Source organism: Pararhodospirillum photometricum DSM 122, from assembly GCF_000284415.1.
Classification (GTDB): domain Bacteria; phylum Pseudomonadota; class Alphaproteobacteria; order Rhodospirillales; family Rhodospirillaceae; genus Pararhodospirillum; species Pararhodospirillum photometricum.
Window position 1 is genome coordinate 201,505 of the sequence record NC_017059.1, and the last position, 19,266, is coordinate 220,770.

20 protein-coding genes are annotated in these 19,266 nt (G+C 65.9%); 11 read left to right on the top strand and 9 right to left on the bottom strand.

All coding sequences use genetic code 11. The features are described 5' to 3' along the window. Positions 1 to 189: 189 nt before the first annotated feature. Positions 190 to 642 (bottom strand): hypothetical protein, encoded by a 453-nt coding sequence (locus tag RSPPHO_RS19560; protein ID WP_157879033.1) that lies wholly within the window; start codon positions 640 to 642, stop codon positions 190 to 192. Between the two features lie 395 nt (positions 643 to 1,037). On the opposite strand from RSPPHO_RS19560, the gene RSPPHO_RS00795 reads away from it, so the two are divergent. Beyond that, positions 1,038 to 1,808 (top strand): VWA domain-containing protein, encoded by a 771-nt coding sequence (locus RSPPHO_RS00795; protein WP_157879034.1) that lies wholly within the window; start codon positions 1,038 to 1,040, stop codon positions 1,806 to 1,808. Continuing rightward, complete coding sequence (gene bchO / locus RSPPHO_RS00800; protein ID WP_014413383.1) at positions 1,809 to 2,729, top strand: alpha/beta fold hydrolase BchO; 921 nt, start codon at positions 1,809 to 1,811, stop codon at positions 2,727 to 2,729. Between the two features lie 48 nt (positions 2,730 to 2,777). On the opposite strand, the gene RSPPHO_RS00805 is transcribed toward bchO, so the two are convergent. Next, positions 2,778 to 3,860 (bottom strand): Mrp/NBP35 family ATP-binding protein, encoded by a 1,083-nt coding sequence (locus tag RSPPHO_RS00805; protein WP_014413384.1) that lies wholly within the window; start codon positions 3,858 to 3,860, stop codon positions 2,778 to 2,780. 150 nt (positions 3,861 to 4,010) lie between these two features. Here RSPPHO_RS00805 and hflK point away from each other — a divergent pair, with 150 nt between their 5' ends. The 4 genes from hflK to RSPPHO_RS00825 all read left to right on the top strand — a co-directional run bounded on the left by hflK (position 4,011) and on the right by RSPPHO_RS00825 (position 8,463). Further along, positions 4,011 to 5,159 carry an FtsH protease activity modulator HflK gene (gene hflK / locus RSPPHO_RS00810; RefSeq protein ID WP_014413385.1) on the top strand — a complete coding sequence of 383 codons (1,149 nt, stop codon included), beginning with the start codon at positions 4,011 to 4,013 and terminating at the stop codon, positions 5,157 to 5,159. Further along, positions 5,156 to 6,043, top strand: coding sequence for a protease modulator HflC (hflC, locus tag RSPPHO_RS00815; protein ID WP_014413387.1), 888 nt, complete (start codon positions 5,156 to 5,158; stop codon positions 6,041 to 6,043). The genes hflK and hflC overlap by 4 nt, the downstream gene beginning before the upstream one ends. Before the next feature lie 276 nt (positions 6,044 to 6,319). Then, positions 6,320 to 7,834 (top strand): DegQ family serine endoprotease, encoded by a 1,515-nt coding sequence (locus tag RSPPHO_RS00820; protein ID WP_422610588.1) that lies wholly within the window; start codon positions 6,320 to 6,322, stop codon positions 7,832 to 7,834. 383 nt (positions 7,835 to 8,217) lie between these two features. After that, the gene (locus tag RSPPHO_RS00825; protein ID WP_041793638.1) at positions 8,218 to 8,463 is read left to right on the top strand and encodes a hypothetical protein; all 246 of its coding nucleotides are present in this window, start codon (positions 8,218 to 8,220) and stop codon (positions 8,461 to 8,463) included. Between the two features lie 240 nt (positions 8,464 to 8,703). On the opposite strand, the gene surE is transcribed toward RSPPHO_RS00825, so the two are convergent. The 6 genes from surE to RSPPHO_RS00855 all read right to left on the bottom strand — a co-directional run bounded on the left by surE (position 8,704) and on the right by RSPPHO_RS00855 (position 13,644). Next, on the bottom strand, positions 8,704 to 9,486 hold the full coding sequence (gene surE, locus RSPPHO_RS00830) for a 5'/3'-nucleotidase SurE (RefSeq protein ID WP_041793639.1): 783 nt from the start codon (positions 9,484 to 9,486) through the stop codon (positions 8,704 to 8,706). Positions 9,487 to 9,488: 2 nt separating this feature from the next. Then, positions 9,489 to 10,760: a serine--tRNA ligase gene (gene serS / locus RSPPHO_RS00835; RefSeq protein WP_041793640.1), complete on the bottom strand. Its 1,272-nt coding sequence runs from the start codon at positions 10,758 to 10,760 to the stop codon at positions 9,489 to 9,491. A gap of 121 nt (positions 10,761 to 10,881) precedes the next feature. Further along, entirely contained in the window at positions 10,882 to 11,823 is a 942-nt protein-coding gene (tatC, locus tag RSPPHO_RS00840; RefSeq protein ID WP_014413391.1) for a twin-arginine translocase subunit TatC, read from the bottom strand. Positions 11,824 to 11,863: 40 nt separating this feature from the next. Beyond that, positions 11,864 to 12,268, bottom strand: coding sequence for a Sec-independent protein translocase protein TatB (gene tatB / locus RSPPHO_RS00845; RefSeq protein WP_014413392.1), 405 nt, complete (start codon positions 12,266 to 12,268; stop codon positions 11,864 to 11,866). Between the two features lie 84 nt (positions 12,269 to 12,352). Further along, positions 12,353 to 12,577 (bottom strand): twin-arginine translocase TatA/TatE family subunit, encoded by a 225-nt coding sequence (locus tag RSPPHO_RS00850; protein ID WP_014413393.1) that lies wholly within the window; start codon positions 12,575 to 12,577, stop codon positions 12,353 to 12,355. 137 nt (positions 12,578 to 12,714) lie between these two features. Continuing rightward, the gene (locus tag RSPPHO_RS00855; RefSeq protein ID WP_014413394.1) at positions 12,715 to 13,644 is read right to left on the bottom strand and encodes a DUF1289 domain-containing protein; all 930 of its coding nucleotides are present in this window, start codon (positions 13,642 to 13,644) and stop codon (positions 12,715 to 12,717) included. Between the two features lie 169 nt (positions 13,645 to 13,813). Here RSPPHO_RS00855 and RSPPHO_RS00860 point away from each other — a divergent pair, with 169 nt between their 5' ends. Both RSPPHO_RS00860 and sseA read left to right on the top strand, forming a co-directional pair. Beyond that, a complete protein-coding gene (locus RSPPHO_RS00860) occupies positions 13,814 to 14,797 on the top strand; it encodes a cysteine synthase A (protein ID WP_014413395.1) in 984 nt (327 codons plus the stop codon). 124 nt (positions 14,798 to 14,921) lie between these two features. Further along, a complete protein-coding gene (gene sseA, locus RSPPHO_RS00865) occupies positions 14,922 to 15,773 on the top strand; it encodes a 3-mercaptopyruvate sulfurtransferase (RefSeq protein WP_014413396.1) in 852 nt (283 codons plus the stop codon). 59 nt (positions 15,774 to 15,832) lie between these two features. Here the strand turns inward: sseA and RSPPHO_RS00870 are convergent, their stop codons facing one another. Further along, positions 15,833 to 16,108, bottom strand: a complete 276-nt coding sequence (locus RSPPHO_RS00870) for a hypothetical protein (protein ID WP_051013539.1) — start codon at positions 16,106 to 16,108, stop codon at positions 15,833 to 15,835. A 318-nt stretch (positions 16,109 to 16,426) separates the two neighbouring features. Here RSPPHO_RS00870 and metC point away from each other — a divergent pair, with 318 nt between their 5' ends. Genes metC through RSPPHO_RS00885 form a run of 3 tightly spaced genes read left to right on the top strand, consistent with a single transcriptional unit; the run spans position 16,427 to position 19,157 of the window. Further along, positions 16,427 to 17,599 carry a cystathionine beta-lyase gene (gene metC, locus RSPPHO_RS00875; RefSeq protein WP_014413398.1) on the top strand — a complete coding sequence of 391 codons (1,173 nt, stop codon included), beginning with the start codon at positions 16,427 to 16,429 and terminating at the stop codon, positions 17,597 to 17,599. Continuing rightward, entirely contained in the window at positions 17,596 to 18,018 is a 423-nt protein-coding gene (gene hisI, locus RSPPHO_RS00880) for a phosphoribosyl-AMP cyclohydrolase (protein ID WP_041793641.1), read from the top strand. Before metC ends, hisI begins: the two co-directional genes overlap by 4 nt. After that, positions 18,018 to 19,157, top strand: a complete 1,140-nt coding sequence (locus RSPPHO_RS00885; RefSeq protein WP_242390543.1) for a CobW family GTP-binding protein — start codon at positions 18,018 to 18,020, stop codon at positions 19,155 to 19,157. The genes hisI and RSPPHO_RS00885 overlap by 1 nt, the downstream gene beginning before the upstream one ends. Positions 19,158 to 19,266 lie beyond the last annotated feature (109 nt).

Consider the following 19,266-nt stretch of genomic DNA (forward strand, 5'->3'; position numbering starts at 1 on the left):
AGGTGGGATTAGGCGGGAAATGGTGAGATAAAACGGGACGTTAGACTGAAATGGCCCCGAAGGGCGGTTTGGCACAGATTGATCGGCTCTGATCGTAATTAGCAGGTGATTTGGCACACGAAGCGAGAGGGAATGGCCGAGGGTGGCATGGGTTTTGGCGCAGCCACCCTCGTACCGGCAACGACCTACCTAGTGGCCGCAAGCAGCAATAATGCCAGCGTTTATGGAATTTTGGACGTCGGAGATTTTATTCTCGTAAAACGATACAATAACACCATCTGATACAAATTTATTATAGCCTACGTATGCTCCGTACGAATTTTTTGCATTATATTTTCCACACACAACCTTGCCATCTTCAAATCCAACGATGCTAACATCTTTGAATTTTACACTTTCAGGATCTTTCATGTCTCTTCTAACTCTATCAATAGCGTCAGATATTATTTTTTTATCGCTATTGTTTTTAAGGTATGTACCAACATATGACGACATAGTCCTTACAAGATCAATTGATGACTCTGCAACTTCATCCTTCTGCTGCGCTATATTAGTCTCAGCCAAAGGCTGGACTGGAGCCCGATTCAAATGTGTGCAGGCAGATAGAGTTAAGAGCACTACCAAAACAAACGACGATTTCATGGGGCGCCTCCGCATTCGCGACTTAAAGAAGTGTTGCAGTTCCATGGTAACTTCTAATAAAAATATTAACTATACCATTTGCGATAGATAGCGCAACCAGCCTTAAGCCGAACGTTTGGTTGAGCTATTAGTGTCTACGGCCGGAATCGTGCGCAGGTCGCGCTCAAGGGCCCTCAGGGCCAGCTTGAGGGCTATCGGCCACTCCTCTGGCCCCGACGCCGTTGTCATCACATCGTTGGCGACGCGAGCGGCAAGTCGCCCCAAATCCACAGGGGCGATGCGAGCACCGGCATCTTTATAAGGGCACGCGTCGGCGCACCAGCCGGGCAGGCAAGGCGGGCGCCAATGCTCCCACCGCCGGACGGGGCCGGCCCATTGGCGTGCGTGGCGGGCCGATGAAGCCCGGGGCGCGTCTCAACCTGATTGCCACCTTGCGCACCGCCGCGCCCTGGCAGCGCGTGCGGCGCCAATCGCTGGAAGCGGCGGCCGCGGCGGCGGGACGCACCTTGCCGCCGGTTTTGGTGCGGGCCGAGGACTTCCGCTTTACCCGCTATCGCAAGCGGACCCCGACCGCGACCATCTTTGTCGTCGATGCCTCGGGATCGGCGGCCATGCACCGCTTGGCCGAGGCCAAGGGCGCTGTTGAACTGCTGCTGGCCGATTGCTACGTGCGGCGCGATCAGGTGGCCTTGGTGTCGTTCCGGGGCAAGGGGGCCGAGCTGCTGCTGCCGCCCACCCGCTCCCTGGTCCGGGCCAAGCGGGGGCTGGCCGGCTTGCCGGGCGGCGGCGGAACGCCGCTGGCGGCGGGGATCGAGCTGGCCAAGATGGTCGCCGAGTCGGTGGCGCATCACGGCGAGACCCCGGTCTTGGTGTTCTTGACCGATGGTCGGGCCAATGTGTGCCGCAATGGTCTGGGCGGGCGTGCCCAGGCCCATGAGGAGGCCTTGAAGGAGGCGCGTCAGGTGCGCGCCGCCGGCTTTACCGCCCTCATGATCGACATGGCGCCGCGTCCCGACGAAAAGGCGCGTCAGGTCGCCTTGGAGATGGATGCGCGCTATCTGCCGTTGCCCTACGCCGATGCCGGGACCATATCGGTAGCGGCGCGCAGCGTGGCCGGGGACTCTGGCGGCGGACCACCGCGCCGGGCGGGCAGCGGGAGAAGCTAAATGACAGCAAGACGGCGATTGGACTGGGCTCGGGACGGGCGGGAGTGGCCCCATCGCGCGACGAGTTCGTTCGTCACGGCGGCCGGGCTGCGCTGGCATGTCCAGCGGACCGGCCACGGGCCGTCCTTGCTGCTGCTGCACGGGACCGGGGCCTCGACCCATTCGTGGCGAGACCTCGTGCCCGCCCTCTCGCAGCATTTTTCCCTGGTGATCCCCGACTTGCCGGGGCATGCCTTCACCGATTCCCTGCCGCTGTATCGCCTCAGCCTGCCCGGCATGGCGCAGGCCGTGGCGGGACTGCTGCGCGTGCTTGATGTCTCGCCCGCCCTGATCGTTGGCCACTCGGCCGGAGCGGCGGTGGCCTTGCGCATGGTGCTTGATGGCGCCGTGCGGCCCCAGGGGGTGATCAGCCTCAACGGCGCGCTCAAGCCTTATGGCGGCGCTGCTGGGCAGGTGTTCTCGTCCATGGCCAAGGTGTTGTTCGCCAACCCCTTCGTCCCCTGGATGGCGGCGTGGACGGCGGGCGGGGGGGCGCGGACCGAGCAGGTGATTGAAAACACCGGCTCCTCCCTGACCCCGGAGGGCTTGGCCTATTACAAGCGCTTGTTTCGTGCCCCCAGCCACGTCGGGGGGGCGCTGGGCATGATGGCGGGCTGGGACCTCACCGGCCTCAACCGTGACCTGCCGCGCCTCACCGTTCCCCTGCTGCTGGTCGCCGCCGAGCGCGATCAGGCCGTCGCCCCCGCGCAGGCCGAGCGGGTGGCCAAGCTGGTGTCCGGCGCACGCGCCCTGCTGCTCAAGGGGGTTGGCCACTTGGCGCACGAGGAACGCCCGCAGGAAACGATTGATTTGATCTTGGCCGAAGGTCGCCGCTTGGGGCTTTTGGGCGAAAAAGGGAAGGCTGGGGATCCCTTAATGTGAAGGAGGGGTCTGGGGAGGCCCCGCCTCCCCAGCCTTCCTTTTTTTTGTTCAGTCCGCCCGTGCCCCGTCCTCGCCGTTCAGCGCCGCCCAGATCTGCCGGGCGATCTCGGCATACGCGTGGGCGTGCGGGCCGGTCGGCGCACTGACCCCCACCGGAATCCCGGCATCGGCCCCTTCGCGCACCTGGATGTCAAGGGGCAGGGCGCCTAGAAAGGGCGTGCCCAGGTCGGCCGCCGCGCGCCGGGCGCCGCCGGTGCTGAAGATGTCGTCGCGATGGCCGCAGGCCGGGCACAGGTAGTAGCTCATGTTCTCGATGAACCCGAGCACCCGCACCCCCATTTTCTGGAACATGGCGAGCCCCTTGCGGGCGTCGAGCAGGGCGATGTCTTGGGGGGTAGACACGATGGCCACACCATCCAGGGCGACTTTTTGGCACAAGGTCAGGTGGGCATCGCCGGTGCCGGGCGGCATGTCGATCACCAACACGTCATGCTCGCCCCAGTCTACGTCGCGCAACAGCTGTTCAAGGGCGCCAGCCACCATGGGGCCGCGCCAGACCACCGGATCCTCCTCGGGCACCAGAAAGCCGATGGACATCACGCTGAGGTCATGGGCGACCACCGGCTTGAGCCGCCCGCTCCCGGACGCGGGCCGTGTCCCGGCCACCCCCAGCAGGCGGGGCAGGGAGGGGCCATAGATATCGGCATCCAGCATGGCCACCGACAGCCCCAGGTCGCGCAACGCGATGGCGAGGTTGACGGCGGTGGTGGATTTGCCCACACCGCCCTTGCCCGAGGCGACGCCCACGATCCGGCGGATGCCGGGCAGGGCGATGGGGCCTCGAGGCGTCGTCGGCGCGGGGGCTGCGGGCGGGCGCTGGGCGGTCAGGACGACCCGGGCACGATCCACGCCGGGCACGGCCGCCAGGGCCGCCTCGGCCTCACGGCACAACGGCTCCAGGGAGGGGCCGAGGTCGGGGGGCACGCCCAGCGAGACATTCACCGTCATCTGGCCGTTTTCTGCGCGCCAAGCCAAGCCTTCGACCCAGCCCAGGCTGACCACGTTTTGCCCGGGGGCGCTCGCGGGAGCGACCCGGGCCAGGGCGTCAAGAAGGGCGTCGCGTGACAGCATTTGTTGAAAGCCCCTGTCAGAGAAACGATATGGGGGACAATCGAGGCCCCGGGCGCGGGCGCGTGCTTGGCCTTGTCGTATGGCTGGCCTATAAGCCCCAGGGGCCCTTGGGTCCGTAGGATGCTTTAAACGGGAAAGGAACGCACTTCAATGGGATGGAACCAGCAGGGGGGAGGACCCTGGGGCGGCGGCAGCGGTGGCGGCGGCGGGCCCTGGGGCAGCGGCAACGGCCGCGGCTTTGGCGGCGGCGGGCCCGGCTCCCAGCCTCCCGATCTGGAGGATGTGCTGCGCCGGGGGCAAGATCGCTTGCGCCGCCTTCTTCCAGGCGGTGGCGGCTTGGGGGGCAAGTCCCTGGCCCTGGTTTTGATGCTTGGTCTGGGCCTGTGGCTGCTCACGGGCTTTTACCGGGTCAGCACCGACGAACAGGGCGTGGTTCTGCGCTTTGGCGAGTTCACCCACACCACGCCGCCCGGACTGCACTACCACTTGCCCTATCCCATCGAAACCGTGCTGTTGCCCAAGGTAACGCGGGAAAACCGTGTTGAATTGGGCTTTCGCGGGCAGGGCGACGGCCGGGGGCGCACCGTGCCCCGCGACGTCTTGGAAGAAAGCCTGATGCTCACCGGCGATGAGAACATCATCGACATCGACTTCTCGGTGGTGTGGGTGATCAAGGATGCCGGCGCCTACTTGTTCAACCTGCGCGATCCGGCCGGCGCCGTGGGGTGGGCCGCCGAGAGTGCCATGCGCGAGGTTATCGGCCAGACCCGCATTCAGGTCGCCCTGACCGAGGGCCGCCAGAGTATCGAGGATCGGACCAAGGAACTGCTCCAGGCCCTGCTTGACGAGTACAAGGCCGGCATTCAGGTGCGCCGCGTCCAGTTGCTGAAGGTGGACCCGCCCTCCCAGGTGGTCGATGCCTTCAACGACGTTCAGCGCGCCCGCGCCGACCGCGAGCGCTTGAGCAACGAGGCCGATGCCTATCGCAACGCCATCATCCCCGAGGCCCGGGGCCAGGCCGAGCGTCTGCTCCAGGAGGCGGAAGCCTACAAGGAAGAGATCGTCAACCGCGCCCAGGGTGACGCGTCCCGCTTCACCGCCGTGTATCAGGCCTACAAGGCCGACCGCGAGGTGACGACGCGGCGCTTGTACCTGGAAACCATGGAAGAGGTTCTGGCCGGCGCCAACAAGGTGTTGGTTGATAAGGCCAGCGCCGGGGTCATCCCCTATTTGCCGCTGCCCCAGCTCCAGGCGCAACAAGGCGCCACCAAGGCCCCCGCTCCCGGAGGCAACCGATGAAAAAGTCTCTCCTGATCGCCTTGGCCGTCCTCGCCGGCGTCGTCCTTTTGGGGCTCTACAACGCCTTGTTCGTCGTGGCCCAGTCGCAACAGGCCGTGGTGTTCCAGTTTGGCCAGTTTGTGCGCACCATCCAGACGCCGGGTCTGCACCTCAAGATTCCGGTCATCCAGAACGTGGTGTTCTACGACCGCCGGGTGCTCGAACTGAACCCGCCGGCTGAACAGGTCATTCTGGCCGACCAGAAGCGCTTGGTCGTTGATACCTACCTGCGCTATCGCATCAGCGATCCCTTGCGCTTCTATCAGGCCGTCAACAACGAGTTCCAGGCCGCGTCGCGGCTCTCGGACATCGTGATTTCGGCCCTGCGCCGGGTGCTCGGCAACGCGAGCCTCGCGACCTTGCTTTCGCCCGAACGCGGCCGTCTCATGCAGGAGATGAAGCAGGCCGTGGACCGCGAGGCCAAGGAACTGGGGATCGCCGTCACCGACATGCGCATCCGCCGCGCCGACCTGCCCGAGGAAACCAGCCAGGCCATTTTTGCCCGCATTCGCTCCGAGCGCGAGCGTGAGGCCCGCGAATTTCGGGCCCAGGGTCAGGAAATGGCCCAGCAGATCCGCGCGCGCGCCGATCGCGAAAAGGTCGTCTTGCTGGCCGAGGCGCAGAAGCGGGCCCAGGAACTGCGCGGTGAGGGCGACGCCCAGGCCGTGACCCTCTACGCCGACGCCTTCGGTGCCGACCCGGCCTTCTTCGACTTCTATCGCTCCTTGCAGGCCTACAAGAAGGCCCTGGGGGATGGCTCGACCACCATGGTCTTGTCGCCCGAGGGCGACTTCTTCCGCTTTTTCGGTGCCGGCGCGGAACCGGCGGCACGCGAAGCCCGCTAAAGACCCACGGTCACGCTGGCCCTTCGCGTGAGGTATGCCCCAGGAAAGGGAGGGGTCTGGGGAGGTAAGCCTCCCCAGCCTGTCCTTTTTCCCTCGCCGGCCAGGAGTCCCGTTCTCCCGATTGCCCTGGGCGCTCGTCGTCTTGGACCCGTCCTGACGGGGCTCCCCATTTTCGCCACCATCATCCACAAGTCTTCCTCCCTTGGGTGGACCCCTTGGGGTCGCCGATGCTCACAGCAACGAGGGACGGGGGAAGAAGGAGACCGACCCGTGAGAGTGTTCCTGTTCAATCCGGCCTGGGCCTCGGGCCTGGGGAGGCTGCGTGTCGTTCTGGCGGCGGCGCTGATGGGGGTGGCCTTGCTCGGAACCCCGGGCGGCGCGACGGCGCGCGATGTGCCCGAGAGTTTCGCCGACCTTGCGGAAGCCTTGCAGCCCGCGGTGGTCAACATTTCGACCACCCAGACCATCAACAACCGCGGCCCCGAGATGCCGCAGTTTCCCCCGGGGTCGCCGTTCGAGGACTTTTTCAAGGACTTCTTCGATCGCCACGGCGCGCCGGGCGGCCCGGCCCAGCCCAACGGCAAGGCCAAGCCGCGGCGGGCCACCTCGCTGGGATCGGGTTTTATCATCGACCCCGAGGGCTACATCGTCACCAATAACCACGTGATCAAGGACGCCGACGAGATCACGGTCATTCTTCAAGACAACACCGCCCTGACCGCCAAGGTGGTGGGCTTTGACGAAAAAACCGACGTTGCCCTGCTCAAGGTCGAGACCAAGCAGCCCCTCACGGCCGTGGCCTGGGGCGATGCCGACGCCGCGCGCGTCGGCGACTGGGTGATGGCCATCGGCAATCCCTTTGGCCTCGGCGGCTCGGTGACGGCCGGCATCATCAGCGCCAAGACGCGCGACATCAATGCCGGCCCCTACGACAGCTTCATTCAGACCGATGCCGCCATCAACAAGGGCAACTCGGGCGGACCGCTGTTCAACATCAAGGGCGAAGTGATCTGCATCAACACCGCCATTTTTAGCCCGTCGGGCGGGTCGGTGGGCATCGGCTTTGCCGTGCCGTCGAGCCTCGCCAAGCAGGTGGTTGCCGATCTCAAGCAGTACGGCCGCACCCGGCGCGGCTGGATTGGCGTGCGCATCCAGTCGGTGAGCGACGAAATCGCCGAGGGCCTCAAGCTCGACAAGGCGCGCGGCGCCCTGGTGGCGGCGGTCACCCCGGGCGGGCCGGCGGAAAAGGCCGGTCTTAAGGTGGGCGACGTCATCGTGCGCTTCGATGGCCACGACGTGCCCGACATGCGCGCCTTGCCCCGGCTGGTCGCCGAGACGGACATCGGCAAGCGAGCCGACGTCACTTTGTGGCGCGATGGCAAGGAGAAGGCGGTCAAGATGGAGATCGCCGAACTGGAAAAGGCCGAGGCCGATGGCCTGCTTGCCGATAACGCCCCCCAGCGCGCTGACGACTCGGGAGGCGTCGCCGTCGAGGCCCTGGGATTGTCGGTGGCTCCCCTGGATGACCGAGCCCGCTCCGAATTCGGCTACGAAGCCGACGCCACCGGCGTGGTTATCACTGCCGTGACCGACGACAGCGACGCCATGAAAAAGGGCCTGGAGCCGGGCGCCCTGATCGTCAAGGTCAACCAGACCGAGGTCGCCGGCCCCGATGACGTGGTGCGCGCCGTGGCCGCCGCCCGCAAGGAAGGCCGCAAGACCGCCTTGCTGCTCGTCGATCTGCGCGGCACCCGAACCTTCGTCCCGGTGCGCCTGGGCGGCGGCAAGTAATCAAACAAAACGAGGGGTCTGGGGAGGCCGTGCCTCCCCAGCCTTGAGCAAGGACCGATCCATGAAACCTCACCGCGCGTTCCTCGCCCTAGCCCTTGGCGGCGCCCTGCTGGCCACCGCCTGCGCCCCCGTGGCCGAGACGGCCCCACAGCCGGCCGCGCCGGTCGTGCCCCGGGAGACCTTCCACCGCCTGCCCCCCCTGATTCCGCCGCGTGCCTCCGACGCCACCACCGATCCCCACACCGTGGTGGTCACGCCGATGCAAGCCGAAGGCGCCTTGACCGGTACCGCCTTGCTCTCCTCCCCCGGCGGCGAAAGCGTGTGGTCCACGCCCTACGCTTTTTGGGACGAACCCCTCGGCGCCGCGTCTGACCCGCGATCTCGTGGGCTTCCTGCGCGCTGTCGGGCCGTTTGCCGGGGTTTTGGTCGGCGAGGCCGCCAGCGCACCGGCCGAGACCCTGGTGCTGACCCCGAGGCTGCTGCGCTTCCAGCATTACGTCTCGCCCAGTGCCCCCGGGATCACCGTGAGCCTCGAACTTTCGTTGTACGAGCCGGCCACCGACAACCTAGAACTGTTGGCCTTGTCCAATCGCTCGGAGGTTCGGGGGGAATCCTACCAGGGGTGTTGAACACCCCATGATGCCTTAGCTCCATGAGCAGACGGATTTTTGCGCGTGGTCGTCGTCGTGGTGCTCAAGGGGGCCCTCCCCCCCGTTCCCGTAAGGACTCCATGGCCTTCCCTCTCCCTGTCCGCGTGCGCCCCGGGACGGGGGGAAACGTCGGCTCTTCGGTCAATTAAGGCGCAAGACGGTTTCGGAAACGTGAAAGGATCGAGGGGTTTGGGGAAGCAGCCCCTCCCCCCCTCCCCCCTACACGCCGCCGGCCAACGCCGCCAAGGTCGGCACATCGGTCATGTCGATGCCGATCGGCGTTACCGTGATCGCCCCGCGACACGAGGCCTCCAAATCGGTACCCGCCGCAAAGCGGTCCTCGCTACGCTGGGGACCGATCCAAAGATAGGAGCGGCCCCGGGGATCGAAGCGCTCCTGAATGTCATCGCCGATCTTACGCTTGCCCTGACGGGTCAGTTCAACCCCGGTCACCGCCTCGGGGGCGCAAGCCGGAAAGTTGATGTTAAGCAGAACGTTGCGCCCCCAGGGTCGGGCACAGGCTTGGCGGATGAGAGCGCCAGCCCGGGCTCGCGCCACGGCATAGGGATCGGCCAACGCCCCCTCGATGACCTGAGACAGCGCGATGGCGCGCAAGCCGAGCAACGTGCCCTCCAAGGCAGCGGCCACCGTGCCAGAATAATGGACATCTTCGCCCAGGTTGGCGCCCCGGTTGACGCCCGAGAGCACCAGATCGGGGGCCTTGTCCTTCATCAGATGATTGACCGCCACCAAAACACAGTCGGTGGGAGTGCCACTGACCGCGAAGGTCCGGGCGTCGCGCTGCTGCACCCGCAGGGGCTCGTGCAAGGTCAGGGCATGGGCCGCCCCGCTGCGCTCGCGCTCGGGAGCCACGACCCAGACATCCTCGGACAACGTGCGAGCGACCTCGGCCAGCAGGGCCAAGCCCTCGGCGTCCACGCCGTCGTCGTTGCTGACCAGGATCCGCGCCGCCGACAAGTCGGTAAGAGGGGCGAAAGCCATGGTCAGCTCCCGATCCGTTCCAGACCACCCATATAGGGCCGCAAAACCGGAGGCACGCTCACCGAGCCATCGGCGTTCTGATAGTTTTCGAGCACCGCGACCAAGGTGCGGCCCACGGCCAACCCGGAGCCATTGAGGGTGTGGACAAACCGGGTGCCCTTCTCGCCCTCGACCTTGAAGCGGGCATTCATACGCCGGGCCTGGAAATCGCCGGTGTTGGAGCACGACGAAATCTCGCGATAGCAGCCCTGGGCCGGCAGCCAGACTTCCAGGTCATAGGTCTTGCGCGCCGAAAAGCCGATGTCCCCGGAACACAGGGCCACCACCCGATAGGGCAGACCCAGGCCCTGCAACACCGCCTCGGCGCACCCGGTCATGCGCTCCAGTTCCGCATCCGAGTCCTCGGGCGCGACGATGGAGACCATTTCGACCTTCTCGAACTGGTGCTGGCGGATCATGCCCCGGGTATCGCGCCCGGCGGCCCCGGCCTCGGCGCGGAAGCACTGGGTAAGGGCGGTCATGCGCAGCGGCAAGGCCGACAGCGGCAGGATCTGGCCGTTGACCAGATTGGTCAAGGTGACCTCGGCGGTTGGGATCAGGTAGTAGCCTTGCTCCAGCCGGAACAGATCCTCGGCAAACTTGGGCAGTTGGCCGGTGCCCAGTAGGGCCGGTTCGCGGACCAGGGCCGGGGTCTGAACCTCGGTATAGGCATGCTCGGTGATATGCAGGTCGAGCATGTATTGGGCAAGCGCCCGCTCCAGCCGGGCCAAGGCGCCCTTGAGCACAACAAAGCGTGCCCCGGACAGGCGGGCCGCCGCCTCAAAATCCATGCCGTCGAGCCCTTGGCCCAGGTCCACGTGGTCGCGCACGGCAAAGTCAAAGGCCCGGGGCGTGCCCCAGCGCCGCACCTCGACATTAGCCGTCTCGTCGGACCCGTCGGGCACGGTGTCGTCCACCCGGTTGGGCAAGGTAAGAAGCTGCTGGTCGAGAGCCTCGCCCAGGCGTCGCACCTCGTCCTCGGTCTCGCTCATCCGCGCTTTCAGAGCGGCCACTTCCTGGGTCTCGGCCTCGGCGGTGCCGCCGGCCTTGCGGATGTCGCCGATGGCCCGCGACACTTCGTTGCGCCGCGCCTGCATGTCGTTAAGGGCGGTCTGGGCGGCGCGGCGCTGCTGGTCCAGGGCCAGCAGGGCGTCGGCCACCGGCGCAATGCCCCGCCGGGCGAGAGCGGCATCGAAGGCGGCGGGGGTATCGCGAATGACTTTCAAGTCATGCATGATCAAAAATCCTTGCAGGCAAAACAACGGCGACAGTCATCAAGCGAGGCAGGAAAAAGGCACGGCTGGGGAGGCGGGGCCTCCCCAGGCCCCCTCGTTGCCTCCCCGACACCATCAGGCTTCAGCGCTGGTTCCAGTCGGTTTCATCCACCAACCCGTCCTGGATCCGCAGGGGAACGGCGGGATCGGGGAGCGCCAACCCCGCCGGCGCCGGTGGGGGAGCCTCGGCCCGCACCACAGCCCCGTGGTCGTCCGGGTCCTCGTCGTCCTCGTCCTTGGGCTCGACGAAGCGCGCGGCAATGATGGAAATCTCGTACAAGACCAGCATGGGCAGGGCCAGCATCACCTGGCTCAACACGTCGGGCGGCGTGACCACGGCAGCGGCGATGAACACCAAGATGATGGCATAGCGCCGCCCAGCGGCGAGGGTCTTGGACCGCACCAAGCCGACCCGAGCCATCAGGGTGAGCCCGACCGGCATCTGGAAGCAAAGCCCAAAAGCCAACATGAGCTTCATCACCAGATCCAGGTATTCCCCGACCTTGGCTTCCAGCTCGATGGGCAAGACGGTTTGCTCGCGGGTGGTTTGGAATCCCAACAGAAATTCCCAGGCCATCGGCATGACCAAATAATAAACCATGGCCGCGCCAAGCGCAAACAACAGGGGACTGACCACCAAAAAGGGCAAAAACGCCAACTTTTCGTGACGGTACAAGCCTGGGGCGATGAAGAACCAAACCTGGCTGCCAATCAGGGGAAAAGACAGCACCATGGCCCCGAAAGCCCCGACCTTGACATAGGTAAAGAAGGCCTCGGTCAGCGCGGTGTAAATCATGCGCTTGGAGCCGCCGGTATGCTCCATGATCCGGGCCAGAGGCTGGACCAAGATGTCATAGATATTCTGGGCGACGGCAAAACACACAAAAAACGCCACGATATAGAACAAAACCGACCACAAGAGCCGGGTGCGCAGCTCGATCAAATGATCGAGCAGCGGCATGGTCTTGTCGTTGAGACCATCAAGGTCGTCGTCCTCGGGACGCGAGGGAGTCGCCGCAGCCATGCGTTTCTCGTTTGCATCAAGGGGCGGATCAGGGTGCGGGTCAGGGCGAGCGGGTCTCCCCGCCGGGCACCTTGGTCAAGGACACCCCGGGACTGGCGGCCGCCGGGGCTTCGGACGCGGGCGGCGTGGCAGAGGGCGGCGGACGCAGGAGGTCGGCCGGGCTCTGCCGGAAGGTTTCCGCCAGGGAGCCATCGGGATCAATGGTTTCATCAAGCTTGCGGGTCAGGGCCGCCGGCGACACCGCTCGCATGTGCTCGCGCACCTCGTCGGCCCCGGTTTCGCGCATGATGTCATCCATGTGGCGCTGCATTTCGGCGCCCATGTGGCGCAGCCGCCGAACCCAGCGGCCCAGGGTTCGCAAAACCACGGGGAGGTCCTTGGGCCCGATGATGATCAGGGCCAGGACGGCGATCAACGCCAGCTCCGACCAGCCGATGTCGAACATGGAATGCTGTCCTCAACAAACGGCGGCCCCCAAGGGGGCCACCTTGTTCTGGCGTCTTGGTCAAGACCGCCTGAGCCGGCCGGATTAGGAGCGCGGCGGCTCATCCTTGCGCAAGGACGGCTGGGCGCCGGGGGCCGGATCGGCGGGACGGGTCGCCTCGGCCGAGGTGTCCTCGTCTTGCAAGCCCTTCTTGAAGGCTTTCACACCCTTGGCCACGTCGCCCATCAACCGGGGAATCTTGCCCGCGCCGAACAACAAGAGCACGACGATCAAAACAATGATCCAGTGCCAAATGCTAAAGGTCCCCATGTGTCCTCCCCTTACCGGACCCGTGACGTCAAGCGGGCCCTTTCCGTTCCAGGGGGAGGATCATCGCAGGATTTCCCGCCCCCCGCAACGATTGCCCGATGACAGGCCGATGAACGTTGCCGTTGCGAGCCCAGCCTTCACGCCAGTCCCAACCGCCGCGCGGGATCGGGAAACAGGGAGATCAAGGGGAACAAGGAGCGAGGTACCAGGGAGGAGCGAGGATCCCCAGTCCCAGGCGCCGCCCTCAGGGCCGCGGGATCGACGATCAGGCGGGTGCCCGCGCAGGGCCCCCCGGCCACGAGAGTGGGGTCCGGCGCTCCCCAGGCCTCAATCCGGCCCAGCCGGGTCAGGGCCACCCGATGCGCCTGGGCGGCATCGAGGGCGGCGAGCACGGGAGAGTCGGGGTCAAGAATCGATTTGCCGGCCTCCTGACGCAACAAGGCGAGCAGGTCATCGTTATCGACCCGGGCGCAGATGTCGATGTGAGCCACCCCCAGCCCCAGATCAAACAGCACGCCGCGCCGATCGCCCACGCGCAAGGCCTCGGTATCCAAACCGATCTCGGTCAGGACCCGGCGCTGCGACATCACCCCGGTCTGGACGGACAGGCACAAATCAAGGCGCCGCACCACGCCGGTTTCGGGATCGACCTCGCCCAACGCCTTGATCTTTTTGGCGCCGTGATCAAGCACCACCCGAGCGCCCCCATGGCCCCCAATGGCATCGCCGCCGTACTCCCACAAGCGGGCGGTGACCAAGGTGCCGTCGCCGGGGCAAAAGGTGGCACAGGCACCCGGCACGCCAATCGCCCAGGCCGCCTTGGCGTCGTCGAGCGACCCCAAGATCACCCGATCGAGAAAGGCCCAGGAGTGGCCCAGAACCGGTGCGCCCACGCCCAAGGTTTGGCGTCGCTCGACCAAGGCCTGAAAAACGGCGCGCTTGGCGTCGGAAGAGGACGTGGACCAATCTCGGATTTCGTCCACCGTGCGCGCGCAGCCCAGGCAATGGCTGCCCTCCGGGCTCATTTCGCAAATCCCGACACACGGCGAAGGCATGACGTCCGTCATCGGCAGACCTCCCGACCAGGGTTCAAACAGGTGAGACCCTCAGAGGTTTGGTATGGCACCGGCCGGGGCAATTTGAAAAGAGGCTTGTCCCGCCTCATTGATCAATCTACTATTTCCATAGGCATTAAACCATTCACCCCTGCCCCTTTGATCCTGAAAGACTCGCCTCATGGACATCCGCAACGGTTTTCAAGGCACGATCGGCCATACCCCCTTGATCCGGCTGCCCTGGCCCTCGGCCCAAACGGGGCGCGAGATCCTGGGCAAGGCCGAGTTCCTCAACCCTGGGGGATCGATCAAGGACCGGGCGGCGTTGGCGATGGTCGAGGACGCCCGAGCCCAGGGGCGCTTGAAGCCGGGCGGGGTTTTGGTGGAAGGGACGGCGGGCAACACCGGGATCGGCCTGGCCCTGGTCGGCAACGCCTTGGGATCCCCGGTGGTGATCGTCATGCCCGAGACCCAGAGCCAGGAGAAAAAGGACGCCCTGCGGCTAGCTGGGGCGGACCTGCGCTTGGTGCCGGCGGTGCCCTACAGCAACCCGGGCAACTATGTCCACCAAGCCCGCGCCGTGGCCGAGGCGCTGGGGGGCTTGTGGGTCAACCAGTTCGACAACCTTGCCAACCGCGAGGGACACCGACGCACCACGGGGGCTGAGATCCTGGCCCAAACCGAGGGACAGGTCGCGGCCTTCACCTGCGCGGTCGGGACCGGCGGCACCCTGGCCGGGGTGGCGCTGGCCCTGAAAGCGGCCAACCCGGCCACCCGCATCGTGCTCGCCGACCCCCACGGCTCGGCCTTGTACACCTGGGTCAAGGAAGGTCGGCTGGCCGCTGAGGGCACCTCGATCACCGAGGGCATCGGCCAGGGACGGGTGACGGAAAACCTGAAGGACGCGCCGATTGACGATGCCGTGCGCATCAGCGATGCCGAGGCGCTCTCGGTGCTGTTCAACCTAGCCCGCCATGACGGCCTGATGCTCGGCGGCTCGTCCGGGATCAACGTGGCGGCGGCCATGCGGGTGGCAGCCGACCTGCCCCCCGGGGCGCGGGTGGTCACGGTGCTGGCCGACGGCGCACAGCGCTATCAAAGCAAGCTTTACAACCCGGAATTTTTGCGGTCGCGCCATCTGCCAACACCGCCCTGGCTGGCCTGAGGAAGAGACCGAGGGGTCTGGGGAGGCCGCGCCTGCCCAGTCTTCCCTTTTTCTTGTTGTAATCGTTCTGGCTTGAGAGCTACTAGTTCTCGGGTCCCGCTCGAGAGCGCGAAAGGATCCGCTCATGCCCCAAGCCGTGCCCGCCCTGGTCAGCCCCGCGTGGCTGCATGCCCACCTGAGCGCGCCCGATGTCCGACTCATCGACGCGAGCTGGGCCATGCCCACCAGTGGCCGGATGTGCCGGGCCGAGTACGAGGCGGCACATCTCCCGGGGGCGGTGTTTTTCGATATCGATCAAGTGGCAGCGCCGGCAGCCCCCAAACCGCACACGGCCCCCTCGCCAGAAATCTTCGCCAAGGCCTGCCGCGCGCTGGGCCTGGGCAATGGCCAACATCTGGTGATCTACGACCGCTCGGGTGGTGCCTTGGCGGCGGCGCGGGTGTGGTGGATGTTCCGCCTGTTTGGCCACCACGAAGTGTCGGTGCTCGACGGCGGCCTCGAGGCTTGGCAAGCCCTGGGCCTGCCGGTGGACGACCGCCCGGTCAGCCCGAGCGAACGGCCGTTCACGGCCCGGCTGGACCACACCTTGGTGCGCGACGTGCGGCAGGTGTTGGCGGCCAGCCGAAGCGCCCAGGAACAGATTGTTGATGCCCGCTCACAGGAGCGGTTTCAGGCGCTCGTGCCCGAGCCCTGGAACAGCCCGCGCGGGGGCCACATTCCGGGCAGCCTCAACCTTCCCCACACTCTTTTGATGACGGGTCCCCATGGCGGCTTTGCACCGCCCGAGGTCCTGCGCGCCGTCTTTACCGAGGCGGGTGTGGATCTGACCCGGCCCCTGATCGCCTCGTGCGGCACGGGGGTGACGGCCTGCGTCCTCGCCTTGGGGGCGTGGCTGGTCGGCAAAAAGGACGTGGCGGTGTACGACGGCTCCTGGTTCGAGTGGAGCCGGGATGCCGGGTTGCCCGTTCAGCCCTGACAACGTCTTGCCCCTCCTCCCGTCCCTCCTCGGGGAAGGGGGAGCCGTTGAGGCGATGCTCAGGATGCGGCGCGGTGCCAGGAGTCGGCGGCGCTGCTTTCGTCTTGGACCAACCCCTCGGCGCTGGTGCGGGCGAGCGATCTGTCGGGGAAGCGCCAGACGGTGTGACCATCGCGACTGGACTGGGCCCGACCGCCAAAGCCACGGGCGATTTCCTCGGCCAGCGCGATGACCGCCGGGGCGGCCATGTCGGCCCGCCATGTGGACCCGAAGCGGGTTTCCATGGTCAGGGTAAACAGATTAAACGCGTGATACGACGTGGGCATGATCGGCATGACTGGTATCTCCTCGTGTCGGAACCCGGGGACCAGATCTCCGGACGCTTCCTCGCACACGGTGTCCCCTGCCCTAGCGGCGGCGCGCTGCGACACGCACCGTACACCGCCGCGACCCCCCGCTGGATGGCGGGACCGGCTTGGCGCCGGGGGAGCTATATTGCAGTGCACAATATCCCATCCTCTGGGCTCTGGCTACCGCTTAATTCTACAGTAGCGACTGCTTTTTTAGCGCCGTCCCTGCGCGGGGGGTAGCCCCCTGGCGGGAAAAAGCCCACTCTTCCCCCCGATGCAGTCCTGTCCAAGATCCGAGGCCCCATGAAAAAGGATACCCTCGTCACCCACGCCGGGCGTCACCCGGAGCGTTTTGACGGCATGGTCAACACGCCGGTGTTTCGAGCTTCAACCGTAACGTTTCCGACCGTGGCGGAAATGGGGCGACGACACGCCTCCTGCTACGATCTTCCCTACTATGGTCGCTATGGCACCCCCACCACCCTGGCCCTCGAAGAGGCGGTGGCCGCCGTGGAGGGCGCCCGCTTCGGCGTGGCCGTTCCCTCGGGCATGGGAGCCATCGCGGCCACCCTACTGACGATTTTACGTCCCGGCGATCACCTTTTGATGGTGGACAGCGTCTACGGACCCACGCGAAAGTTCTGCGACTCGGCGCTCACCCGCATGGGGATTGAGACCACCTACTACGACCCCCTGATCGGCGCCGGCATTGCCGCCCTGATGACTCCGGCGACCAAGCTGGTGTTTTGCGAATCGCCGGGGTCCCTGACCTTCGAGGTCCAGGACATCCCGGCGATCGCCGAGGCGGCGCACCGGACCGGAGCCTTGGTGGCCCTTGACAACACCTGGGCCTCGCCCCTGTTCTTCGCCCCCTTCACCAAGGGCGTGGACCTGTCGATCCAGGCCGCGACCAAGTATGTGGTCGGTCACTCCGACGCCTTGCTGGGCACCATTACGCTCAACGACCGCACGCTTTACGAGCGCCTGAAGGAAACCCTGGTGATGTTTGGCTACTCCACCGGATCGGAGGAAGCCTTCCTGGGCATGCGCGGCCTGCGCAGCCTGTCGGCCCGCCTGGAGCGCCATCAGCGCAACGCCCTCGCCGTCGCCCGCTGGCTCCAGGACCAGCCGGAAGTAGCCCGCGTGCTGTACCCGGCCCTGCCCGACGACCCGGGGCATGCCCTGTGGGCTCGTGATTTCACCGGCGCTTCGGGCCTGTTCGGGGTCCTGCTGAACCCGGCCAGCAAGGCGCAGGTGACGGCCATGCTTGATGGCATGACCCACTTCGCCATGGGCTTCTCCTGGGGCGGCTTCGAAAGCCTGATCCTGGCCACCACGGGCAACATTCCACGCAGCGCCCGCCCGTGGACCTGGGAGGGGCCCTCCTTGCGCTTGCATGTGGGACTGGAAGACCCCGAAGACCTGATCGCCGACCTGCGCGCCGGCCTCGACCGCCTGACCCGGGAGCCCGCATGACCGCCCCTGAGATCCCCAAAGACGCCGTCGTGTGGGCCCAGGTGCGCTTCGACGCCAACGGCCTGGTGCCCGCCATCGCCCAGCAGCACGACACGGGCGAGGTGTTGATGATGGCCTGGATGACCCGCGAGACCCTGGCTGAAACCCTGAGCACCGGCCAAGCGTGCTACTGGTCGCGCTCGCGGGGCAAGCCCTGGCGCAAGGGTGAAACTTCGGGCCAGCGCCAGCGCGTGGTGGACGTGCGCTTGGACTGCGACGGCGATACCGTGCTGCTCCTGGTGGACCAAGACGGCGCCGCTTGCCATACCGGCCGGCGCTCGTGTTTCTATCGCGCGGTTGATGCCACGGGGAGCCTGAGCGAGATCATGGCCCCCCTGGTCGATCCCGAACTCCTTTACGGCCCCGGCGGAGGTCATTGATGACTGCCTTTCTTCCCGTCACCGTGCTGACCGGCTTTCTCGGCGCGGGCMAAACGACCTTGCTGAACGGCCTGCTGGCCCACCCCGGCCTGCGCGACACGGCGGTGATCGTCAACGAATTCGGCGAGGTGGGCCTTGACCATCTGCTGGTCCGGCGTGCCTCCGAGGAAATCGTGCTGCTTAACGCCGGCTGCCTGTGCTGCACCGTGCGCGGCGACATGGTAACGGCCCTGCGCGAGTTGTTCTTGAAGCGGGTCAAGGGCGAGGTGCCTGAGTTCCAGCGGCTGGTGATCGAAACCACCGGCCTTGCCGACCCCGCGCCCATCTTGCACACCTTGATGACCGATCCCCTGATCAGCGCGCACTATCGCCTGGACGGGGTCATCACGGTGGTCGATGCCTGTTTGGCCGCGCGGCAGCTTGACCAGCAGCCCGAGGCGGTCAAGCAGGTGGCGGTGGCCGATCGCTTGGTGCTGACCAAGACCGATCTCGTCGATCCCCAGGATCAAGACGCCCTGACCGAACGCCTGCGCGCCCTGAATCCGGCCGCCCCGATTCTGATCGCCCAGCACGGGGCCCTGGACTACGACCTGCTGCTCGACTGCGGCCTGTTCAGCCTGGATGGCAAAACCGCCGATGTGGCGCGCTGGTTGCGCGAGGAAGCCTACGAGGCCGAGCGCGGCGACGACCCCGCCCACCGGCATCACCACCATGGCCATCATCACCATCATGATCACAACCATGACCATGACCATCATCACGATCACCCCCATGATCACCACGAACACGACGAGCATCACAGGCACGATCGCAACCGCCACGACGATCACATCGGTGCCTTTGTCCTGACCTATGACAAACCCCTGCCCTGGGATGCCTTCGTCATGGCCATGGACATGCTCATCGCCAGCAAGGGCGAAGGGCTGTTGCGGGTGAAAGGGATCTTGGACATCCAAGGCCAGGACAAACCGATCGCCGTGCATGGCGTCCAGCATATTTTCCACCCGCCGCTGGCCCTGCCCGCTTGGCCGGAAGGAGAACCAAAGCGCTCGCGTCTGGTCTTCATCACCCGCGACTTGACGCGCGACAGCGTGGCCGGTCTGCTTGCCGCCACCTTCGAAAGCGAAATTCTGAGCTGACGCTTTTCTCCTCAAAAAGGGCAGCGCCCGTGCCGGTTTGGCCCTGGCGCCCCTGAGCAGAACCGTCTACCTTCAATCTTTGGGGGTCGGGAAGTCCCGGCCCCAGCCC

Coding starts and splice junctions, on each gene's coding strand:
- RSPPHO_RS19560 (WP_157879033.1), bottom strand. CDS start 642: ATGAAATCGTCGTTTGTTTTGGTAGTGCTCTTAACTCTATCTGCCTGC.
- RSPPHO_RS00795 (WP_157879034.1), top strand. CDS start 1,038: ATGAAGCCCGGGGCGCGTCTCAACCTGATTGCCACCTTGCGCACCGCC.
- bchO (WP_014413383.1), top strand. CDS start 1,809: ATGACAGCAAGACGGCGATTGGACTGGGCTCGGGACGGGCGGGAGTGG.
- RSPPHO_RS00805 (WP_014413384.1), bottom strand. CDS start 3,860: ATGCTGTCACGCGACGCCCTTCTTGACGCCCTGGCCCGGGTCGCTCCC.
- hflK (WP_014413385.1), top strand. CDS start 4,011: ATGGGATGGAACCAGCAGGGGGGAGGACCCTGGGGCGGCGGCAGCGGT.
- hflC (WP_014413387.1), top strand. CDS start 5,156: ATGAAAAAGTCTCTCCTGATCGCCTTGGCCGTCCTCGCCGGCGTCGTC.
- surE (WP_041793639.1), bottom strand. CDS start 9,486: ATGGCTTTCGCCCCTCTTACCGACTTGTCGGCGGCGCGGATCCTGGTC.
- serS (WP_041793640.1), bottom strand. CDS start 10,760: ATGCATGACTTGAAAGTCATTCGCGATACCCCCGCCGCCTTCGATGCC.
- tatC (WP_014413391.1), bottom strand. CDS start 11,823: ATGGCTGCGGCGACTCCCTCGCGTCCCGAGGACGACGACCTTGATGGT.
- tatB (WP_014413392.1), bottom strand. CDS start 12,268: ATGTTCGACATCGGCTGGTCGGAGCTGGCGTTGATCGCCGTCCTGGCC.
- RSPPHO_RS00850 (WP_014413393.1), bottom strand. CDS start 12,577: ATGGGGACCTTTAGCATTTGGCACTGGATCATTGTTTTGATCGTCGTG.
- RSPPHO_RS00855 (WP_014413394.1), bottom strand. CDS start 13,644: ATGACGGACGTCATGCCTTCGCCGTGTGTCGGGATTTGCGAAATGAGC.
- RSPPHO_RS00860 (WP_014413395.1), top strand. CDS start 13,814: ATGGACATCCGCAACGGTTTTCAAGGCACGATCGGCCATACCCCCTTG.
- sseA (WP_014413396.1), top strand. CDS start 14,922: ATGCCCCAAGCCGTGCCCGCCCTGGTCAGCCCCGCGTGGCTGCATGCC.
- RSPPHO_RS00870 (WP_051013539.1), bottom strand. CDS start 16,108: ATGCCGATCATGCCCACGTCGTATCACGCGTTTAATCTGTTTACCCTG.
- metC (WP_014413398.1), top strand. CDS start 16,427: ATGAAAAAGGATACCCTCGTCACCCACGCCGGGCGTCACCCGGAGCGT.
- hisI (WP_041793641.1), top strand. CDS start 17,596: ATGACCGCCCCTGAGATCCCCAAAGACGCCGTCGTGTGGGCCCAGGTG.